The sequence below is a fragment of the Luteibacter pinisoli genome, assembly GCF_006385595.1.
GTDB lineage: Bacteria > Pseudomonadota > Gammaproteobacteria > Xanthomonadales > Rhodanobacteraceae > Luteibacter > Luteibacter pinisoli.
The window spans coordinates 645,593-664,657 of record NZ_CP041046.1; the positions used below are offsets into that span (position 1 = coordinate 645,593).

The following is a 19,065-nucleotide window of genomic DNA, read 5'->3' on the forward strand; positions in this document are numbered from 1 at the left end:
GCCACCGCCGTAAGAAATGCCGACCCGTACCCAAGCCATGGCCGACCCGATCAAACCTGAAGATATCTCGTTCGGCTACCTGCTCAACGACGTCACCCTGCTTTTCCGCAAGCATTTCGACCGGCGGGCCGTGACGTTCGGGCTGACCCGTGCCCAATGGCGTGCCCTGAAGTGGCTGCACCGTCGCCCGGGCATGCGCCAGAACGAGCTGGCCGAGCAGCTGGACATGGAACCGATCGCCGTGGGCCGCGTCATCGACCGCCTCCAGGCGGCCGGTTTCGTCGAACGCCGCCCCGACCCGAAAGACCGCCGCGCATGGCGCCTGCACGATACCGAGCAGGCTCGCGGCGTCATCGACGACATGGAAGATATCTCCCGTGGCCTGCGCCGCGATGCCACGCTCGGCATCGACGCCGCCGACCTCGAAAAAATGCTCGCCGTGCTGGAGCGTATTAAGGGGAATCTGCAGGCGCTGGACGGACCGTCCGAAGAAAGCTGAACGCCTGTCAACGCAGAGCGCGGCCGTACGTTTAGCAGAAGGATGTCTGTACTAAACCCTGACCGCGCTTTCCCCGGCGCGGCGACCGAACCGAAGCGGTATCGGCCGGAGCCCCCATGCAACGATCCCCAGGGAAGAAATTCCTCCTCATTCTCGGACTGATTGTGCTCGCCGCCATCGTGGCTGGCGTCTGGCGCCACGGCGCGGACGGCAAGGACGCACAGAAGCCTGGCAAAGGCGCACCCGCCGCTGCCGGCACGCCCGTGACCACCGCCGTCGCGACCAAGGGCGAGATCGACCTGTCGCTCAAGGTCATCGGCCGCGCCGAAGCGTATTCCACGGTCAACATCCGCTCGCGAGTGAACGGCCAGCTGGAATCGCTGGCGTTCACGCCCGGCGCGCATGTGAAGAAAGGCGACCTGCTGGCGCGCGTTGATCCGCGCCCGCTCAAGGCCGCGCTGGACGAAGCGCAGGGCAAGGTCGCCAGCGACCAGGCGCAGCTGACGAAGGCCGAGGCCGATCTCGCGCGCTATCAGAACATGCTCGGCAAGGGTTTCGTGAGCCGTGCGGACTTCGACCTGTACAAGGCCAACCTCGGCGTCGCGCGCGCGGCGCTGGTCAGCGATCAGGCCGCGGCACGTGCCGCGCAGGTGCAGCTCGACTTCACCACGATCAGCGCGCCGTTCGACGGCATCACCGGCGCACCGCTGGCGTATCCGGGCGCAACGCTCACGGCGGACACCACCGACATCGTCGTGCTCAACGAGGTCGATCCGATCCGCGTGGCGTTCTCGATTCCCGAAGACAGCCTCTCCGCCGTGCGCGCCAGCCAGCGTCGCGGCGCGCTGCCGGTCGAAGCGAAGATCCCCGGCGACACCGGCGGCCCGCTCCAGGGCGAGCTGGAATTCGTCGATAACGCCGTGGACGCCACGACCGGCACCATCGTGCTGAAGGGCCGCTTTGCCAACGCCGACGGCCGCCTCACCGCGGGCCAGTTCGCCGAAGTCACGCTGCCGACGACGCGCCTGGTGGATGCGGTGAGCATCCCGGTCATCGCCCTGCAGAGCTCCACCAGCGGCACGTTCGTCTTCGTCGTGAAGCCGGACAACACCGTCGAGCAGCGCAGCATCACCACCGGCGCGACCACGGCGTCGCGCGTCGTGGTCGACAAGGGGTTGAGCGCGGGCGAGCGCGTGGTCACCGAAGGTCAGATGCTGCTCGTCGAAGGCGCCAAAGTGCGCATCGACAAGGGCTGAGGAGGCGCGCGGCGTGAACCTGCCTGAACTGTGTATCCGCCGCCCGGTGATGACCACGCTGCTGATGGCGGCGCTGGTGATCTTCGGCATCGCGGCGTATCCCAAGCTCCCGGTCAACGAGCTGCCGAACGTCGACTTCCCCACCATCAACATCAGCGCGAGCCTGCCGGGCGCGTCGCCGGAGACCATGGCGTCTTCGGTGGCCACGCCGCTGGAAGCGCAGCTCTCGACCATCGCGGGCATCGATTCGCTGACCTCGTCCAGCTCGCTCGGCTCGACGACGATCACCGTCACCTTTGCCCTGGACCGCAGCATCGATGGCGCCGCGCAGGACGTGCAGGCCGCCATCTCCGCCGCGCAGCGCCAGCTGCCGCAGGACATGCCGACGCCGCCCACCTACCGCAAGGTGAACCCGGCGGACGCGCCCATCCTGTTCCTCACCATGCAGTCGTCCACGCTGCCGTTGTCCACCGTGGACGACTACGCGGAAACCGAGCTCGCCCAGCGCCTGTCGATGGTCGAAGGTGTCGCGCAGGTCAACGTCTACGGCTCGCAGAAGTACGCCGTGCGCATCGCGGTGAACCCGGACCGGCTCGCCGCCACGGGCATTGGCGTGGACCAGATGGCCAGCGCCGTCGCCGCGGCCAACGTCAACAAGGCCACCGGTGCGCTCAATGGCAGCCGCCAGCTGCTGTCCATCCGTTCGGACGGCCAGCTCATGCGTGCGGCCGATTACAACCAGGTGGTTGTCGCCTATCGCAACGGCGCACCAATTCGTCTTTCCGATATCGCCAAGCCGCGCGATAGCGTGCAGGACGACCAGAAGGCCAGCTGGTTCAACGGCAAGCGCGCGATCACCCTGGCCATCCAGCGCCAGCCGGGCGCGAATACGGTGGAAACCGTCGACCGCATCCTCACCCTGCTGCCGGGCTTCGAGGCCACGCTGCCGCCGTCGGTCAAGCTCGACGTGATGTACGACCGCTCGGTCTCCATCCGCGATTCCGTGCACGACGTGCAGTTCACCCTGGTGCTCGCGGGCATCCTCGTGGTGCTGGTGATCTACCTGTTCCTGGGCAACGCCTCGGCCACGCTGATTCCCGCCGTGGCCCTGCCGATTTCGGTGCTGGGCACGTTTGGCGCGATGTTCGCGCTGGGCTACAGCCTCGATAACCTGTCGTTGCTGGCGCTGACGCTGGCGGTGGGCTTCGTCGTCGACGATGCCATCGTGATGCTCGAAAACATCATGCGCCACATCGAGCTGGGCGAACGGCCCTTCGAGGCGGCGGTGAAGGGCGCCAACGAGATCGGCTTCACCATCTTCTCCATGACGCTCTCGCTCGTCGCCGTGTTCATCCCCGTGATGTTCATGGGTGGCATCGTCGGCCGCCTGTTCCACGAGTTCGCCGTGGTCATCAGCGTCTCCATCCTGATCTCCGGCTTCGTCTCGATCACGCTGACGCCCATGCTGTGCAGCCGCTTCGTCAAGGCGCACGCGCACGACAAGCGCAGCCGCATCGTGGTGTGGTTCGACAAGGGCTTCAGCGCACTGACGGCCGGCTACACCAGCACCTTGGGCTGGTGCATGCGCCACCCGCGCGTGGTGCTGGGCGTGTTTGCGCTGAGCCTCGCCGCCACCGGCGTGCTTTTCGCCATCACCCCGAAGGATTTCATCCCCGCCGGTGACAGCGGCCAGCTGCGTGTGACGACCGAAGGCCCGACCGATATCTCATTCGCGGCCATGTCCGCGCGCCAGGAAGCGCTGGCGGAGATCGCGGGCAAGGATCCGAACATCGGCGGCTACATGTCGAGCGTCGGCGCCGGTGGTGCGCGCGCTACGATCAACTCCGGCTCCATCCTGCTCACCCTGCGTCCGCCGTCCGAGCGCGGCCATACCACGCCGGACGAGATCATCCAGCAGCTGCGGCACAAGTTCGCCCAGGTGCCGGGTATCCGCACGTACATCCAGAACCCGCCCGCCATCCAGGTGGGCGGCCGCCAGTCGAAGGCGCAGTACCAGTACACGGTGCAGTCCACCGACCTGCAGGCGCTGTATGCGTGGTCCGGCAAGCTGGTCAGCGCGTTCCAGAAGCTGCCGGGCTTCCAGGACGTCACCACCGACCTGGACCTCAACAGCCCGTCGATGATCGTGCAGGTGAACCGCGACAAGCTCGCACCGATGGGCCTGACCATGGACCAGGTGCAGACGGCGCTCGGCACGGCCTTCGGCGAGAACCAGATCTCCACCATCTACGGCTCGGCCACGCAGTACTGGGTGATCCTGCAGGTGGAGCGGCAGATGCAGGACGACCCTGCCGTGCTGTCCAAGTTGTACGTCACGTCCGATAGCGGCAAGCTGATTCCGCTCAGCACGGTGGCGCACTTCGAGCGCAAGCCGCAGGTGCTGACGGTGAACCACCAGGGCCAGCTGCCGGCGGTGACGGTGTCGTTCAACCTGGCGCCCGGTGTCTCGCTGAGCGATGCGGTAGGCAGTATCGACCGCGCGACCACGGAGCTGAAGTTGCCCGCCACGCTGAGTGGCAGCGTGCAGGGCACGGCTCAGGCCTTCCAGGATTCGATCAAGGGCATGGGCCTGCTGTTGCTGCTCGCCGTGTTCGTGATCTACCTGGTGCTCGGCATCCTCTACGAGAGCTTCATCCACCCGCTGACGATCCTGTCCGGCCTGCCCGCGGCGGCGGTGGGTGCGTTGCTCACGCTGGTGCTCTTCAACGCATCGCTCGACCTGTTCGCCTTCGTCGGCATCGTGATGCTGGTGGGTATCGTGAAGAAGAACGCGATCATGATGATCGACTTCGCCCTGGAGCGTCAGCGCGAAACCGGCGTCACGCCGTTCGATGCGATCTACGAAGCCAGCCGCGTGCGTTTCCGTCCGATCATGATGACGACGATGGCGGCCTTCGCGGGCACGCTGCCGATTGCGCTGGGGATTGGCGCCGGTGCGGAGACGCGTCGTCCGCTCGGCCTGGCCGTCGTGGGTGGCCTGGTGGTGTCGCAGATCCTGACGCTGTACCTCACGCCGGTGATCTATCTCTACATGAGTCGCTTGCAGGAGCGCGTGGCGCCGAAGCAGATCGAGGCCGAGCCGCTGCCGCATCACTGACGCGTTGCGGGAGCGCACACCGTGCGCTCCCGCAACCGACCGGCTTAGTCGTGCGCACCGTCTTTGGCGAACGCGCCCGCGGCCGAGCCGAAGTTGCCATCCGCCTGTGCCGCCATGTACGCGAAGGCCGCATACACCGCCACGTTCTGTGCCAGCGCCTTCGGATCGATCTTGTCCAGCGTGTCGTTGGCGTTGTGGTGGTAGTCGAAGTAGTCGGTGCCGTCCTGGGTCAGCGACAGCGCCGCCATGCCCTTCGCGTGCATCTGCGAGAGATCCGAACCACCGCCGCCGGGCTTGTTCGGGTCGTAGGCCACGCCGATCGGTTCGATCACCTTGGCGATCTGCTCGATGGCGCCGCGTGCCTCGGGCTTCACCGAAGCGGTCATGCGCCAGATGCGGCCTGCGCCGAAGTCCGACTCGGTGCCCAGCTGGAAGTTCGACACGTCCTTCGCGTGCGCCTCGGCGTACGCGCGACCGCCCCACAGGCCCATCTCTTCATTGGCAAACGCGATGACGCGGATGGTGCGGTCCGGACGCTGCGGCATGTCCTTGATGAGTTTTGCCGCGGCGGCTGCGATGGCGACGCCCGCGCCGTCATCGATGGCACCGGTGCCAAGGTCCCAGGAATCCAGGTGGCCGCCGATCGCGACGACTTCCTTCGGCTTCTTGCGGCCGGTGACTTCACCGATCACGTTCATGCCTTCGTAGGTGCCCTTGAAGCCGACGTCGAGGTCGAGCTTCAGTGTCACCGGCTTGCCTTCCTTCAGCACGCGCTCGAGCTGGTCGGCATCGGGCAGCGAAAGGGCGGCCGCGGGGATGGCGTCCTTCGGGTCGGTGAAACCGGTGACGCCCGTATGCGGCGTGCGGCTGTGCGGATCCGTACCCGCCGAGCGCAGCAGGTAGGCGGCGGCGCCCATCTGGGCAGCGAGCACCGGCCCGCGCGTGCGCGTGGCCGAGCCCATGCCGTAGTCGTGGCCGTCCTTCTGCTGCGTCATGTGCGTGCTGACGTAGACGATCTTGCCCTTCACCGTGGCCGGATCCGCGGCCTTGAACGCTTCCAGCGTGTCGAACGCCACGACCTCGGCGGTGAGGCCGCCCGCCGGCGTGCCGGCCGAGTAGCCCAGCGCCGTCAGCGCCAGCGGCTGCGGGAACGGCGCGACGATGGCGGCGTGTTCGCTGTGGCGCTCCCACAGCGGATAGCTCACCTTCTCGGTGTAGACCTTGTCGAAGCCCATGGCCTTGAACTTCGCCACGGTCCACTCGACGCCACGCTTGTCGGCCTCGCTGCCGGCCAGGCGCGGGCCCACTTCGGTGGTCAGCGCGGACACGAACTCGTAGCCGGTGTTGTCGGCCATGGCCTTGTCGCGCAGCTCGGTGGCCGCGGCAACAGCCTTCGCCGGAATGGTGGTGGCCTTGTCGGCCGCGTGGGCGGAGCAGGCAAGTGCAATGCACGCGGCCAGCGCGTGGAAACGAAGAGCAGGACGCATCGATGACCCCCGGGGACGTAAACCCCGATTATGGACCCCGCACCCGGTGTGGGCGCGTAGGTCGGAAGTCATGCATGCAGGCGGGCGGGCAGGGTCACCGAGGCGCGCAGGCCACCTTCGCGGCGGTTGCGCAGCTCCACCTGGCCGCCGTGTTCGGAGACGATGGCGCGGACGCTGGCCAGGCCCAGGCCGATCCCGCCGGTATCGCGATTGCGCGAGGCCTCGAGGCGGAAGAACGGCTCGAACACCTGGCGCTGCATCATCTCGGGGATGCCCGGGCCGTCGTCGTCGACCTCGAGGATGCAGGCCTCGCCCTGGAAACGCAGGCGCATGCGCACGCGGTCGCCGTACTTCAGGCCGTTCTCGACCAGGTTCATCACGACGCGGCGCAGGGCCAGCGGATCGCCATCCACGGTGATGGGCTGGCCGGCCTGCAGGGCCACGTCGTGGCCCACGTCCACCAGGTCATCGGCCACGCTTTCCACCAGCAGGCGGAAATCCAGCGGCTGGCGATGCGCGCCCGACGAGCGGTCGCGGATGAAATCCAGCGCCGCGGCAATCATCGTGCGCATTTCCTGGATGTCAGCGTCCACCTTCTCGCCCAGGGGCGCCGGCAAGCCATCCAGGCGGAACGACAGGCGTGTGAGCGGCGTGCGCAGGTCATGCGCGATGGCCGCGATCATATGCGTGCGCTCCTGCATCATCCGGTTCATGCGCGCCTGCATGGCGTTGAACGCATCCACGGCCTGGCGCATTTCCGTCGGCCCCTCGCGCGGCACCGGTGGCGCGCCGCTGTCGCCGCCCAGGCGATGCGCGGCTTCCGCGAAGCGGCGGATCGGTGACGACAGCGCGCTGGCGAACAGGCCGGCCAGCGGCAGCATCACGAGCAGGCCGAGGCCGAGCATCCACAGCAGGCGCGCGCTCACCGTGTCGGTAAACGGCATCGGTGGCACCGAGGCCACGCGCCACGTCCCGTCGTCCTGGCGCAGGGCGATGACCGAACCCGGGCCGATCGTCGCGCGCATGGGCCCGGCGATCGGGCCGAAGCCGGCGGTGGTCGCGAAGACACGCAGGTTGGTGCGGTCGGTGGCGAGCATGCCAGCCAGGCGCTCGGCGACATGCGACGACATGCCTTCGTCGTAACCGTCGCTGGCCACCGGGGGCGCGCTGGCGACGGCGACTTCAATGTCCGTGCCGTGCGGCGGCCCGAAGCCCCCCGGGGGGCCCATCTCACCGGGGCCGCGTCCGCCATCGAACGGATGGCCGAACGCCTGCAGGTCCGGACGCAGGGCGGCGACGATATCGAAGAGGCCGGCGCTGGCCGTCGGGCGGGGCGGCTTCACGCTGAACACCAGGAAGCCGATGGCTTCGGCCACCAGCAGCGCGCACGACATCATCAGGAAACTGCGCGCGAAGATCGACATCCGCGGAATGCGCATCATGCGTGGGCCACCTTGGGGACAAGCATGTATCCCTCGTTGCGGACGGTGCGGATCATTTCCATCGCGGCGCGGTCGTTGAGTTTGCGGCGCAGGCGGCTGATCTGCGTATCGATGGCGCGGTCGTACACCTCGGTGCGGCCGCCATGGACGAGGTCGAGCAGCTGGTCGCGGGTGAGAATGCGTTGCGGGTGGTCGACGAAGGCGCGCAGCAAGGCGAATTCCCCGTCGGAGAGATTGATGAAGATGCCCGTGGGGTCGCGCAGGTCGCGCCGGGTGACATCGAGGCGCCAGCCGGCAAACAGGTACGGGCGGCTGTCATCCGGGGTGGCCGCATCGACGCTGGTGGTCCGGCGCAACAGGGCGCGCACGCGCGCGAGCAGTTCCCGCGGGTTGCACGGCTTGGCCAGGTAGTCGTCCGCGCCCACCTCCAGGCCGATGATCCGGTCGGTATCGTCGCCCAGGGCACTGAGGATGATCACCGGCGGCCCCTTGTCGGCGGCGAGCCGGCGGGCGGCGGAGAGGCCGTCTTCCCCGGGCATCATCACGTCGAGCACCACCAGGTCCGGGCGCTCGCGCGCGATGGCGAGGTCCATCTGGGCCGAATTCTCGGCCACCTGCACGCGATAGCCATGCCCGCCCAGGAAGCCGGCAATCAGGTTACGGAGTTCGGGGTCGTCGTCGACCACCAGGATAAGGGCGTTGAGGTCCATGGCCATGCTGCGTTTGATAGCAGAAACCGGCCCCCGGCGCGTGTCCGGGCTGCCACGGCGGCGACACACATCGGACACATGGCGACAACGGCGAGTGACCTGGCGCCGGTAGCCTGCGGCAAAACCACTGCCATGCAGGCCCTCGACCGATGCTCGTCTTCCCTCGCTGGACCACCACGCTGCTCGCGTTCGCCATGACGGCGGCCGCTGCCGCGTATGCGCAGGACCGCGACGCACCGCGCCATCCGCCGCACGACCCGAAGGTGGAAGCGGCCCTGGACGATTGCTGGGTGGAATACGGCGGCGAGGCGGATGACCCGGTGCCGCAGGAGATGATGGCTGACTGCATGGCTTCGAAGGGTTTTTCCATGCCTGAGCACGGCCCGCCCCCGCCGCCGGGGGCACCGCACGGCCAGCCCCCCGGTGACGACGATGACGATGACGACGTCGTCGACCTGTTCTTCGGCCCCTGATAGCGAGGAGACACCCGTGCCCTACCCGCAGACCGCCCTGCGCATCGCGCAGCCCGACATCGCCCCCCGCGGGCACATGTTCGCGGCGCAGCGCTTCTGGGATGAGTTCGGCCAGGGAGCGGCCCGCCAGCAAGGCCAGGCCGTGTTGCTGGACGGCTACGCCGGCAACCGCCTGCGCTTCGCCACGTTCAGCCACACGCCGCACGTGTTCAGCAGCGACCACCTGTCCCGCGAGCACCGCCACGCCGCCCTGCTCACGCTGCAGCTGGAAGGCGAGAGCCGGGTGGAACAGCACGGCCGGCGCACCGCCCTGGTGCCAGGTGACTTCTGCCTCATCGACCTGTCCCGGCCGTTCCGGGTGGAAACCGGTCGCGCGCTGATGCAGGCCACCTACCTGCCGCTGTCCGTGTTGCGCGACGCGGTGCCTCGCCTGGAGCAGGTCGCGGCCGTCAGCCTGCACGGCGGGATGGCTGCCGTGGGTTTCCTGCGCAGCCTGTATCGCGAGCTGTTCGACAGCGCGAGCGACATGACCGAAGCCGTGGCGGACCAGCTCGTGGAGGCGATACCGCACATGCTTGCGGCCGCGACCTCCACGATGGGAGATCTTGCGCCTCCGCCTTCGCAACTTCGCCAGCATCACAAGGAGCAGGTGCGCCGTTACGTCCGCGAGCACCTGGATGATCCGGGCCTCTGCGCCGAGATGATCGGCAAGGGCGTAGGCCTTTCCACAAGCTATCTGTTCGAGTTGTTTGCCGACGAAGAGATGACGCTGATGCGCTGGGTGCGTTCGGAACGTCTTGCGCGCTGCCGGCGAGAACTTGCGGATGCGTCCTTGCGATATCGCAGCATTGCGCACATTGCGCAGGCGTGGGGTTTTGGTGATATGACGCACTTCGGCAGAAGCTTTCGCGAAGCGTATGGCGTGTCGCCGCGCGCATGGCGCCAGGCGTCGCGTATGGACATCCATCCGTCCAAGGAAATGCCGAGCGATGGCCGAGTTTCGGCCCACGTCGCTACAGGGATTTAACACTACATTGCTTTTGCGGCGACCGCCTTTGATGCGGCGCACGCGAGCCTTCTCCCGGTGCGGTGGGGATGGCGCACGCCAGGCGTTGCGTCGGTAGAAGGCCTTCTACTTCATTTTTTGGGGAGTCCCGCAGTGTCCAAGCATTCTTCGCCCATGGTCCGGCTCAGCCGGATCAGTCTAGCGCTCGCCCTGGCCCTGGGAGCCGGCGCCGCGCTGGCCCAGTCCACCACCGGTAGCATCTTCGGCCAGGCGCCGGTTGCCGATGGCGAGACCGTCGTGGCCCGCAGCACCACGGGTGTCAATCGTGAAGTAACGGTCGGTGCCGACGGCCGTTACACCATCGGTTCGCTGCCGCTGGGTACGTACACCGTCAGCCTGATGCAGGGCGGCAAGGCCGTCGATGCACGCAACGACGTGAACCTCCGCGTGGGTTCGGGTACCGAAGTATCGTTTGCCGGTGCCACCAGCGCCGCCCAGGCCACCAGCCTCGGTTCGGTGACGGTCTCGGCCAACACGCTTCCGCCGGTCGACGTCTCCTCCGTGGATTCGCGCACCGTGATCACGGCGCAACAGCTTGCGAAGCTGCCGCTCGCACGCAGCGCCGAAGCGATCGCCTTGCTCGCGCCGGGCGTCGTCCCGGGTTACAGCGGCTTCACCGGTACCACCAACAGCAACTCGCTGGTCTCCATCGGCGGTTCGTCGGTCACCGAGAACGCGTACTACCTCAACGGCTTCAACACCACCGATCCGCTCAGCGGCTTCGGCGGCATCACCCTGCCGTACGGCGCGATCGACCAGCAGGAAATCCTGAGCGGCGGCTACGGCGCAGCGTATGGCCGTTCCGACGGCGGCGTCATCAGCCAGAGCGGCAAGCGCGGCACCAACGAGTGGCACTTCGGTGCGCAGCTGCTGTGGGAGCCGGCGTTCGCCCGCGGCACCAGCCCGAACTCGTACTACGTCAGCGGTACCCAGGCGGGCAACATCTACCGTCGCTACTCGCAGAACAACAGCTGGACGGCGACCGAAAGCGCGTACGTCGGCGGCCCGCTGATCAAGGACAAGCTGTTCTTCTTCGCTGCCGTTGAGCAGGAGAAGCAGGATTCCAACTCGGTCACCGCCGTGTCCACCTCGTACAACAACCAGTACGAGTACCACGATCCGAAGTGGTACGCGAAGATCGACTGGAACATCAACGACACCAACATCGTTGAACTGACCGGCGCCAGCAGCAAGACCCAGTACAAGGGCAACTTCTACAACTACGATTACGACACCGGCCAGACGGGTTCGCTCAACAGCCAGGATACGTCGACCAAGAACGACGCCCGCGTCTATATCGCCAAGTACACCAGCTACATCACCGACGACCTGACGCTGACTGCCATGTACGGCAAGCAGAAGATGACGTACTACAGCGAGACCCCGGGCTACGACCCGTCGCTCACGTACATCCTCGATCCGGAACTGCAGAACCCGGCCGTCACCGGTGGCGCGCAGATCAACAACGCGCAGTCGGCCCTGACCATCGCCAATCCGGACCACGAGGCCACCACGCGCAACCTACGCCTGGACCTCTCCTGGAAGGTGGGTGACCACACCATCACCGGCGGTATCGACAACCTCGATTCGCACGACGTCGATGACGGTGAGAACGCGGTGGCCTGGGAATACGGCTTCGGCACGCCGGACGTCGCGATCAGCGACGCACCGTTCGTGGCGGCACCAAACACCGGCGCCGGTGGCGAGACGGGTTATTACGTGTCGAAGTACCTGTACAGCACCGCCGCGTCGGTGCGCGTGAAGCAGCGCGCCCAGTACCTGGAAGACAGCTGGCAGGTGAACGACCGCTGGCTGGTGAAGGTGGGCCTGCGCAACGACCAGTTCACCAACTACAACCCGAACGGCGACGCCTTCCTGCGTATGACCAAGCCGCAGTGGGCTCCGCGCCTCGGTGCCGCGTGGGACGTGAACGGCGATTCGTCGCTGAAGATTTACGCCAACGCCGGCCGTTACTACCTCGCCATGCCCGCTTCGGTGGCGCTGCGCGCGGCAGCCGGTTCGCTGTACACCAACACCTACTACACCTACACCGGTATCGATTCGAACGGCTACCCGACGGGTCTCACCCAGCTGGCCTCGGCCACGGGCGGTGGCGTGTCGGCCAACAACGAGTACGGCCAGTCGCCGGACCCGAAGACGGTGGCTTCCAGCGGCATCAAGTCCGAGTACCAGGACGAATACCAGCTCGGCTTCGACCAGCAGATCAACAGCGACTGGGTGTGGGGCATGAAGGGCCAGGTGCGCAAGCTGCGTAACATCCTCGACGACATCTGCGACCTCGACTCGATCCAGGCCAAGGCGGCATCGCTCGGCTACGACGTCTCCGAAGCCGACATGAACGGCTGCTACCTGTCCAACCCGGGCCGTTCCAACACGTACCGCATTCCGGACGGCAACGGCGGCTACGTCAGCGTCGACATGTCCGCAGCGGACTTCGGCATGCCGCAGGCCAAGCGTAGCTACTACGCCCTGGAGACCTACCTCGAGCATCCGTTCGACGGCACGTGGACCGGCAAGATCGACTACCTGTACTCGAAGAGCTACGGCAATACCGAAGGCCAGGTCCGTTCGGATATCGGCCAGACCGACGTCTCCGCGACGGTGGACTGGGACTACGGCAAGCTCATGGAATATTCCAACGGCCTGCTCTCGAACGACCGCAAGCACCAGCTGAAGGCCTACGGTTCATGGCAGGTCGCGCCGGAGTGGATGCTCTCGGGCAACATCCTGCTGATGTCGGGCACGCCGAAGACCTGCCTGGGCTACTACGGTGCGGACCAGACCAACCCGATCGGTTATGGCAGCTACTACCACTACTGCGGTGGCCTGCCGTCGCCTCCGGGTGCCGCGGGACGCCAGCCGTGGCAGCACATCGTCTCGCTGTCGGCCGAATACCGTCCGATGTGGGCTGACCAGAAACTTGCGTTCAATGTGATGGTCTACAACGTACTGAACGAATCGAAGGCCACGGCCGACTACGTCAACTACGGCACCACGACCGCGCCGAACACCAACTACGGTCGCGTCACGTACTACAGCACGCCGCGTTACGTCCGCTTCGGTATCACGTACGACTTCTGATCCCGCGGATAACGCTTAGCAACGCATTCACATACCAACAATAAGGCGCCCGAGCCGTGAGGCTCATCTCCCGGGCGCCCGTCTCCCCAGATAGGCCGCCGAGTTGTTTCCCCATCGGCGGCCCTTTTTTTTGCCTGGAAGCTATGCCCTTACGGCGTGCGGTTCTGCTGCTTGAGCAGGTCGCGGATTTCCTGGAGCAGGACGACGTCGGCCGGCGTGGCGGCGGGGGCGTCCTGGTGGCGGGTCAGCTTGTTGATGGCCTTGACCACGATGAAGATCGCCAGCGCGATGATCACGAACTGGATCAGCACGTTGATGAAGATGCCGTACTGGATGGCCACTTCAGCCGTCTTCGTCGCCGCGTCACCGGGTTTCAGCACCCATTTCCACTGCGAGAAATCGATGCCGCCGATCAGCATGCCGATGGGCGGCATGATGATGTTGTCGACCAGCGATGTGACGATCTTGCCGAACGCCGCGCCGATCACGACACCGACCGCCAGGTCGACGACATTGCCGCGTAGTGCGAATTTCTTGAATTCTTCGCCGAAGCTCATCGGTAACTCTCCTCGTTGCGTCGTGTCGAACAGCTGAAACTAGCGATCCCCATGTAAGGATCGCGCGAATTCACGAAATGCGTCCACCAAACTCGGCGATGCCTTCGAGCGTGGCCTTGAACGTATCGCCGCGTTGCAACGCTGATACACCGGCGGGCGTGCCGGTGTACACGAGGTCGCCGGCCTTGAGCTCGAACAGGGTGGACAGCGCGGCGAGGATCTCGCCCACGTCGAGCACCATGTCGCCCAGGGTGGCCTGCTGGCGCACCTGGCCGTTCACTTCCAGCGTGATGCGGGTCGATGCCGTCGGTGTGACCTCGGACGCCGGGACCAGTGCGGAGATCGGCGCCGAATGGTCAAAGCCCTTGGCCACGTCCCAGGGCGCGCCCTTGGCCTTGGCCTGCGCCTGCAGGTCGCGGCGGGTAAGGTCCAGGCCGACGCCGTAGCCCCAGACCAGTGCGCGGGCCTGTTCCACGGAAAGGTGGCTGCCACCGGCGCCCAGGGCCACGACCATTTCCACTTCGTGGTGCAGGTCGCTGGTGGCGGAGGGGTAGGGCACGTCCGCGCCGTCGGTGACGATGGCGTCGGCCGGCTTGGTGAAAAACATGGGGTTCGCCTTGTCTACGCTGGCGCCCATTTCCTTGGCATGATCGGCGTAGTTCCGGCCGATGCAGAAGATCCGGCGGACAGGGAAACGGCCAGGCTGGCCGGCGACGGGGACGCTCGGCAGGGCCGGCGCGGGGATGACGGTGAGGGGTTCGGTAGGCATGGGCCAAGCCTAGCAGGTGACACCTGTCACGGCAGATGACTGATGCCGTCGAATGGCGCACGGTCCGCCAGGTTCGCATGATCTTGTACGTAGACCGCCAGGGGGATGCGAGGGGACATGAATTCGAACACGGAGCTGCTCCGGCAGCTGAAGATCGACAAGGCGCACAAGGAAGCCCCCGGGGGCGGGCCCCCGTGGGGGCGCATTGCCGCCATTGCCGGCGTGGTCGTCCTGCTGCTCGCCATCGGCGTCGGTGCCTGGGTCTTCCTGGGCCATCGCCCGGTGGAAGTGCAGACCGCCACCGCCGTGGCCCCGGCGTCCGCCAGCGAGGCCGGCGCGGTGCTCCAGGCCACCGGCTACATCACCGCCCGCCGCCAGGCCACCGTCTCCGCGCAGATCACCGGCGCGCTCACCGAAGTGCTCATCGAGGAAGGTGACCGCGTGGCCAAGGGCCAGGTGCTGGCGCGGCTGGAAGACAGCGCGCTGCGCGCCGGCCTGCAGTCCGCCCAGGCCAGCGCCGCCGCGGCCCATGCCAGCGTGGCGCAGAACGAAGCCCAGCTCGACCAGGCCCTGCGCGATGCCACCCGCCAGGAGGCGCTGGTCGGCCGCGGCCTGGTCTCCAAGCAGATCGCCGAACAGACCCGCACCCAGGCCAATACCTACCGCGCCCAGCTCAACACGGCACGCCGGCAGGCCCAGGCTGCGGATTCGCAGGTGGGCGTCGCCCAGGTCAACCTCGATTACACCGTGGTGCGCGCGCCGTTCGATGGCGTGATCACCGACAAGGCCGCGCAGGTGGGCGAGATCGTTTCGCCGCTCTCCGCGGGTGGCGGCTTCACGCGTACCGGCGTGGGCACCATCGTCGACATGGATTCGCTGGAAATCGACGTGGACGTCAACGAGGCCTATATCGGCCGCGTGCAACCGGCGATGGCGGCCGAGGCCGTGCTCGACGCGTACCCGGACTGGCGTATTCCTGCCCACGTCATCGCGATCGTTCCCGCCGCGGATCGCGGCAAGGCGACGGTGAAAGTGCGCGTCGCCCTGGAAAGCAAGGACGGACGCATCGTCCCGGACATGGGCGTGCGCGTGTCCTTCCTCGAGCATCGCGCCGAGGGCCATGCCGAGGTGCCGAAGGGCGTCATGGTGCCGGCCAATGCCATCGTTTCGCGCGACGGCCACGAGGTGGCGTTCGTGGTGGCCGACGAGAAGGCCCACCGCCACGACATCACCGCGGCCAAAGCGGCCAACAACGACCTGCGCCTGGTGACGGCCGGCCTCACCGCCGGCGACACCGTCATTACCTCACCCCCCGACACCGTCGCCGATGGCACCGCCGTCCGCGTCGCGCCGTCCAAGCCCTGACCGCCTTAGGAGATATCGCATGGCTACCCTGATCGACATCCAGGATCTGTCCAAGGTTTACGAGCGCGGCCGGCAGAAGGTCGAGGTGTTGCACGGCGTGGACCTGAAAATCGAAGAAGGCGACTTCCTCGCGTTGATGGGACCGTCGGGTTCGGGCAAGACCACGCTGCTGAACCTCATCGGCGGACTGGATACGCCCACCGGCGGCAGCATCACGGTGGCCGGTGAGCGCATCGATACGCTCGGCGCTGGTGCACTGGCGCGCTGGCGCGCCGCGCACGTCGGCTTCGTGTTCCAGTTCTACAACCTCATGCCGATGCTGACCGCGCAGCGCAACGTCGAACTGCCGCTGCTGCTCACGAAACTCTCGTCGGCGCAGCGCAAGCAGAACGCATCCATCGCCCTGCAGCTGGTGGGATTGTCGGACCGCGCCACGCACAAGCCGGCCGAACTCTCGGGCGGCCAGCAGCAGCGCGTGGCCATCGCCCGCGCCATCGTCTCCGACCCCACGCTGCTGGTCTGCGATGAGCCCACCGGCGATCTCGACCGCCAGTCGGCCGAAGACATCCTGGGCCTGCTGCGTGAACTCAACCGCGAGCACGGCAAGACCATCGTCATGGTGACGCATGACCCGAAGGCGGCCGACTACGCCAACCACACCCTGCATCTCGACAAGGGCACCCTCGTCGAGCAGGCCACGGCGTAAGGGGCGGCGCGATGAAATACTTTCATCTGATATGGGCCGCGTTGTTCCGCCGGAAGGCGCGCACCTTCTTCACGCTGATATCCATCCTCGCCGCCTTCCTGCTGTTCGGCATGCTCGATGCCACGCGCTCGGCCTTCGATTCCGGCGGCAGCGTCATCGGCGTGGACCGCCTGATCACCACCTCGCGCTACTCCATCATCCAGTCGTTGCCGGTCAGCCTTCAGGCGCAGATGAAGGCGATTCCCGGGGTGAAGGATGTCGGTTACTCCAACTGGTTCGGCGGTATCTACCAGGACCCGAAGAACTTCGTCCTGAGCTTCGCCGTCAGCGACAACTACATGGATATCTACCACGAGATCCAGCTGCCGGCCGACCAGCGCAAGGTGTATGAAAACACCCGCACCGGCGCCATCGTCGGTGAAGCGCTGGCCAAGCGCTTTGGCTGGAAAGTCGGCGACAAGATCCCGCTGCAGTCGACGATCTTCCCGCAGCGCAATGGCGACAAGACCTGGCCCTTCGACATCGTCGGTATCTATACCGCGGCGCCGGGTGCCGCAAATGGCACCGACCAGCAGTTCTTCTTCCACCATAAATATTTCGAAGATGCCAATGCGTTCCAGAGCATCGGCACCACGGTGGGCTGGTACTTCGTGCGGCTGAATTCCCCCGCCGATGCCGAGCGCGTGGCGAAGGCGGTGGATGCCCTCTCGGCCAATTCCGACCACGAAACCAAGACGCAGACCGAACAGGCCTTCAACGCCTCGTTCGCCAAGCAGATTGGTGATATCGGCCTCATCGTCAGCGCGATCATGGGCGCCGTGTTCTTCACCCTCATCCTGCTCACGGGCAACACCATGGCGCAGGCCGTGCGTGAGCGCACCAGCGAACTGGCTGTGCTGAAGACGATCGGTTTCTCCAGCCATAGCGTGCTGTACATGGTGCTGGCTGAAAGCGTTCTCCTGCTGCTCATCGGCGGGGCGCTGGGGCTGGGCCTTGCCGGGATCATCGTGCCCATCGTGGCCAAGGGCAGTGGCGGCATGCTGAACCTGCCGCCGGTCGGCTCGCAAACGTGGATCCTCGGGCTTGTGCTCATGCTGGTGATCGGCGCCATCGTCGGTGCGCTGCCCGCCATCCGCGCCATGCGCCTGAACATCGTCGATGCCCTCGCCGGGCGCTAAGGAACTGCCATGAAGACTTTGAAGAAGTTCCTGCGCGGCGTGTTGTTGCTTGCCATCATCATCGCCTTCCTGGTGGCATGGTCCGCCCTGCCGTGGCAAGGCATCGTCGTACTCGCCGTGCTGCTGGCGGTGTGGATGACCGTGACGCGGCGTGGCCGGCAGACCTGGCAGGTGACGCGCGTGGGCTTGTCCACGGTGACGCAACGGCTGGGCTCCTCGTCCGTCGTCGTGGTCGGCATCGCGGGCGTCGTCGGCGTGCTGGTGGCGATGCTCGCCATGAGCGAAGGCTTCGCGGAAACCCTGCGTGCCTCCGGCAACGATCACACCGCCATCGTCCTGCGCGGCGGTTCACAGGCCGAGCTCAACTCCATCCTCGACCGCGACAGCGCCAACGTGGTGATGCAGGCGCCGGGTGTGAAGAAGGGCGCCGAGGGGCGGCCGATTGCCTCGGGCGAACTGGTGGTGGTGGCCAACCTGCCGCGCAAGGGCGACCCGAACAGCGATTCCAACGTGCCCATCCGTGGCGTCAGCAACGATGTGTGGGCGCTGCGCGATAACGTGAAGATCATCGAAGGCCGCGCCTTCAAGCCTGGCCTGCGCGAAGTCATCGTCGGCAAGGGCGCGAAGGGCCAGTTCGAAGGGCTCGACGTCGGCAAGAGCATCCGCCTGGCCGGGCAGACCTGGACGGTGGTGGGCGTGTTTGCCTCGCACGATGCGCTGGAGTCCGAACTGTGGGGCGACACGCAGAGCGTCGCCTCGGCGTACCGCCGCGGCAGCAGCGTGCAGTCGGTGACGGTGTTGCTGGATTCGCCCAGGGCGTACGACCAGTTCAAGGCCAGCCTCGCCGCGGACCCTCGCCTGAAGGTGGATGTGAGCACCACCGAGGCGTACTTCGGCAAACAGTCCGAAGCACTGACCAAGACCCTGCGCATCGTCGGCATCACCGTCGGCATCATCATGGCGATCGGTGCCGTGTTCGGCGCGTTGAACACCATGTTCGCCGCGATCCAGGCGCGCGCCCGTGAAATCGCCACGCTGCGCGCCATTGGTTTCCGTGGCGTGCCGGTGGTGGTGTCGGTGCTGCTGGAGACCATGTTGCTGGCCTTGCTCGGCGGCATCCTCGGTGCAGGCATCGTCTGGCTGATCTTCCACAACTACACGGCGTCCACCCTTGGGGCGAACTTCAGCCAGGTGGTGTTCCAGTTCCAGGTGGGGCCGGCGCTGCTGTGGACGGGCCTGAAATGGGCGCTCGCCATCGGCTTCATCGGCGGGCTGTTCCCGGCCCTGCGTGCGGCGACGGTGCCGGTGACCACGGCATTGCGCGAGCTCTGAGCCGA

Annotated in this window: 15 protein-coding genes; 10 read left to right on the forward strand and 5 right to left on the reverse strand. The window is 66.5% G+C overall.

All coding sequences use genetic code 11. The annotated features are described in order from the left end of the window. The first annotated feature begins 16 nt into the window (after positions 1 to 16). The 3 genes from FIV34_RS02905 (at position 17) to FIV34_RS02915 (ending at position 4,873) form a co-directional block, all read left to right on the forward strand. Complete coding sequence (locus tag FIV34_RS02905) at positions 17 to 499, forward strand: MarR family winged helix-turn-helix transcriptional regulator (protein ID WP_246058733.1); 483 nt, start codon at positions 17 to 19, stop codon at positions 497 to 499. Positions 500 to 615: 116 nt separating this feature from the next. Then, positions 616 to 1,755 carry an efflux RND transporter periplasmic adaptor subunit gene (locus FIV34_RS02910; RefSeq protein ID WP_139979509.1) on the forward strand — a complete coding sequence of 380 codons (1,140 nt, stop codon included), beginning with the start codon at positions 616 to 618 and terminating at the stop codon, positions 1,753 to 1,755. A 13-nt stretch (positions 1,756 to 1,768) separates the two neighbouring features. Next, on the forward strand, positions 1,769 to 4,873 hold the full coding sequence (locus FIV34_RS02915) for an efflux RND transporter permease subunit (RefSeq protein WP_139979511.1): 3,105 nt from the start codon (positions 1,769 to 1,771) through the stop codon (positions 4,871 to 4,873). A gap of 44 nt (positions 4,874 to 4,917) precedes the next feature. Here the strand turns inward: FIV34_RS02915 and FIV34_RS02920 are convergent, their stop codons facing one another. The 3 genes from FIV34_RS02920 to FIV34_RS02930 all read right to left on the reverse strand — a co-directional run bounded on the left by FIV34_RS02920 (position 4,918) and on the right by FIV34_RS02930 (position 8,512). Then, positions 4,918 to 6,360, reverse strand: coding sequence for a M20/M25/M40 family metallo-hydrolase (locus tag FIV34_RS02920; protein WP_139979514.1), 1,443 nt, complete (start codon positions 6,358 to 6,360; stop codon positions 4,918 to 4,920). Between the two features lie 68 nt (positions 6,361 to 6,428). After that, positions 6,429 to 7,802 (reverse strand): ATP-binding protein, encoded by a 1,374-nt coding sequence (locus FIV34_RS21455; protein ID WP_139979516.1) that lies wholly within the window; start codon positions 7,800 to 7,802, stop codon positions 6,429 to 6,431. Then, positions 7,799 to 8,512, reverse strand: a complete 714-nt coding sequence (locus FIV34_RS02930; protein ID WP_139979518.1) for a response regulator — start codon at positions 8,510 to 8,512, stop codon at positions 7,799 to 7,801. The genes FIV34_RS21455 and FIV34_RS02930 overlap by 4 nt, the downstream gene beginning before the upstream one ends. Before the next feature lie 149 nt (positions 8,513 to 8,661). Here FIV34_RS02930 and FIV34_RS02935 point away from each other — a divergent pair, with 149 nt between their 5' ends. From FIV34_RS02935 to FIV34_RS02945, 3 genes are all read left to right on the forward strand, one after another. Further along, complete coding sequence (locus tag FIV34_RS02935) at positions 8,662 to 8,985, forward strand: hypothetical protein (RefSeq protein ID WP_139979520.1); 324 nt, start codon at positions 8,662 to 8,664, stop codon at positions 8,983 to 8,985. A 16-nt stretch (positions 8,986 to 9,001) separates the two neighbouring features. After that, positions 9,002 to 10,012: a helix-turn-helix domain-containing protein gene (locus tag FIV34_RS02940; protein ID WP_170207498.1), complete on the forward strand. Its 1,011-nt coding sequence runs from the start codon at positions 9,002 to 9,004 to the stop codon at positions 10,010 to 10,012. A gap of 132 nt (positions 10,013 to 10,144) precedes the next feature. After that, positions 10,145 to 13,153: a TonB-dependent receptor domain-containing protein gene (locus FIV34_RS02945; protein ID WP_342777378.1), complete on the forward strand. Its 3,009-nt coding sequence runs from the start codon at positions 10,145 to 10,147 to the stop codon at positions 13,151 to 13,153. A 149-nt stretch (positions 13,154 to 13,302) separates the two neighbouring features. On the opposite strand, the gene mscL is transcribed toward FIV34_RS02945, so the two are convergent. Continuing rightward, positions 13,303 to 13,710, reverse strand: a complete 408-nt coding sequence (mscL, locus tag FIV34_RS02950) for a large-conductance mechanosensitive channel protein MscL (RefSeq protein ID WP_139979524.1) — start codon at positions 13,708 to 13,710, stop codon at positions 13,303 to 13,305. 70 nt (positions 13,711 to 13,780) lie between these two features. Continuing rightward, entirely contained in the window at positions 13,781 to 14,479 is a 699-nt protein-coding gene (locus tag FIV34_RS02955; protein ID WP_139979526.1) for a fumarylacetoacetate hydrolase family protein, read from the reverse strand. 117 nt (positions 14,480 to 14,596) lie between these two features. Here FIV34_RS02955 and FIV34_RS02960 point away from each other — a divergent pair, with 117 nt between their 5' ends. From FIV34_RS02960 to FIV34_RS02975, 4 genes are read left to right on the forward strand one after another with little or no spacing between them, the layout of a single operon-like run. Next, positions 14,597 to 15,844, forward strand: a complete 1,248-nt coding sequence (locus FIV34_RS02960) for an efflux RND transporter periplasmic adaptor subunit (RefSeq protein WP_139979528.1) — start codon at positions 14,597 to 14,599, stop codon at positions 15,842 to 15,844. Between the two features lie 19 nt (positions 15,845 to 15,863). Further along, positions 15,864 to 16,550, forward strand: a complete 687-nt coding sequence (locus tag FIV34_RS02965) for an ABC transporter ATP-binding protein (RefSeq protein WP_139979530.1) — start codon at positions 15,864 to 15,866, stop codon at positions 16,548 to 16,550. Positions 16,551 to 16,561: 11 nt separating this feature from the next. After that, the gene (locus tag FIV34_RS02970; RefSeq protein ID WP_139979532.1) at positions 16,562 to 17,728 is read left to right on the forward strand and encodes an ABC transporter permease; all 1,167 of its coding nucleotides are present in this window, start codon (positions 16,562 to 16,564) and stop codon (positions 17,726 to 17,728) included. A 9-nt stretch (positions 17,729 to 17,737) separates the two neighbouring features. Further along, complete coding sequence (locus tag FIV34_RS02975) at positions 17,738 to 19,060, forward strand: ABC transporter permease (protein WP_211352698.1); 1,323 nt, start codon at positions 17,738 to 17,740, stop codon at positions 19,058 to 19,060. The last annotated feature ends 5 nt before the right edge of the window (positions 19,061 to 19,065 follow it).

Excerpts from the sequence above, each read along its gene's own strand:
- FIV34_RS02930 (WP_139979518.1), bottom strand. The coding sequence starts at position 8,512 with ATGGACCTCAACGCCCTTATCCTGGTGGTCGACGACGACCCCGAACTC.
- FIV34_RS02905 (WP_246058733.1), top strand. The coding sequence starts at position 17 with ATGCCGACCCGTACCCAAGCCATGGCCGACCCGATCAAACCTGAAGAT.
- FIV34_RS02955 (WP_139979526.1), bottom strand. The coding sequence starts at position 14,479 with ATGCCTACCGAACCCCTCACCGTCATCCCCGCGCCGGCCCTGCCGAGC.
- FIV34_RS21455 (WP_139979516.1), bottom strand. The coding sequence starts at position 7,802 with ATGATGCGCATTCCGCGGATGTCGATCTTCGCGCGCAGTTTCCTGATG.
- FIV34_RS02975 (WP_211352698.1), top strand. The coding sequence starts at position 17,738 with ATGAAGACTTTGAAGAAGTTCCTGCGCGGCGTGTTGTTGCTTGCCATC.
- FIV34_RS02965 (WP_139979530.1), top strand. The coding sequence starts at position 15,864 with ATGGCTACCCTGATCGACATCCAGGATCTGTCCAAGGTTTACGAGCGC.
- FIV34_RS02910 (WP_139979509.1), top strand. The coding sequence starts at position 616 with ATGCAACGATCCCCAGGGAAGAAATTCCTCCTCATTCTCGGACTGATT.
- FIV34_RS02970 (WP_139979532.1), top strand. The coding sequence starts at position 16,562 with ATGAAATACTTTCATCTGATATGGGCCGCGTTGTTCCGCCGGAAGGCG.
- FIV34_RS02960 (WP_139979528.1), top strand. The coding sequence starts at position 14,597 with ATGAATTCGAACACGGAGCTGCTCCGGCAGCTGAAGATCGACAAGGCG.
- mscL (WP_139979524.1), bottom strand. The coding sequence starts at position 13,710 with ATGAGCTTCGGCGAAGAATTCAAGAAATTCGCACTACGCGGCAATGTC.
- FIV34_RS02935 (WP_139979520.1), top strand. The coding sequence starts at position 8,662 with ATGCTCGTCTTCCCTCGCTGGACCACCACGCTGCTCGCGTTCGCCATG.
- FIV34_RS02920 (WP_139979514.1), bottom strand. The coding sequence starts at position 6,360 with ATGCGTCCTGCTCTTCGTTTCCACGCGCTGGCCGCGTGCATTGCACTT.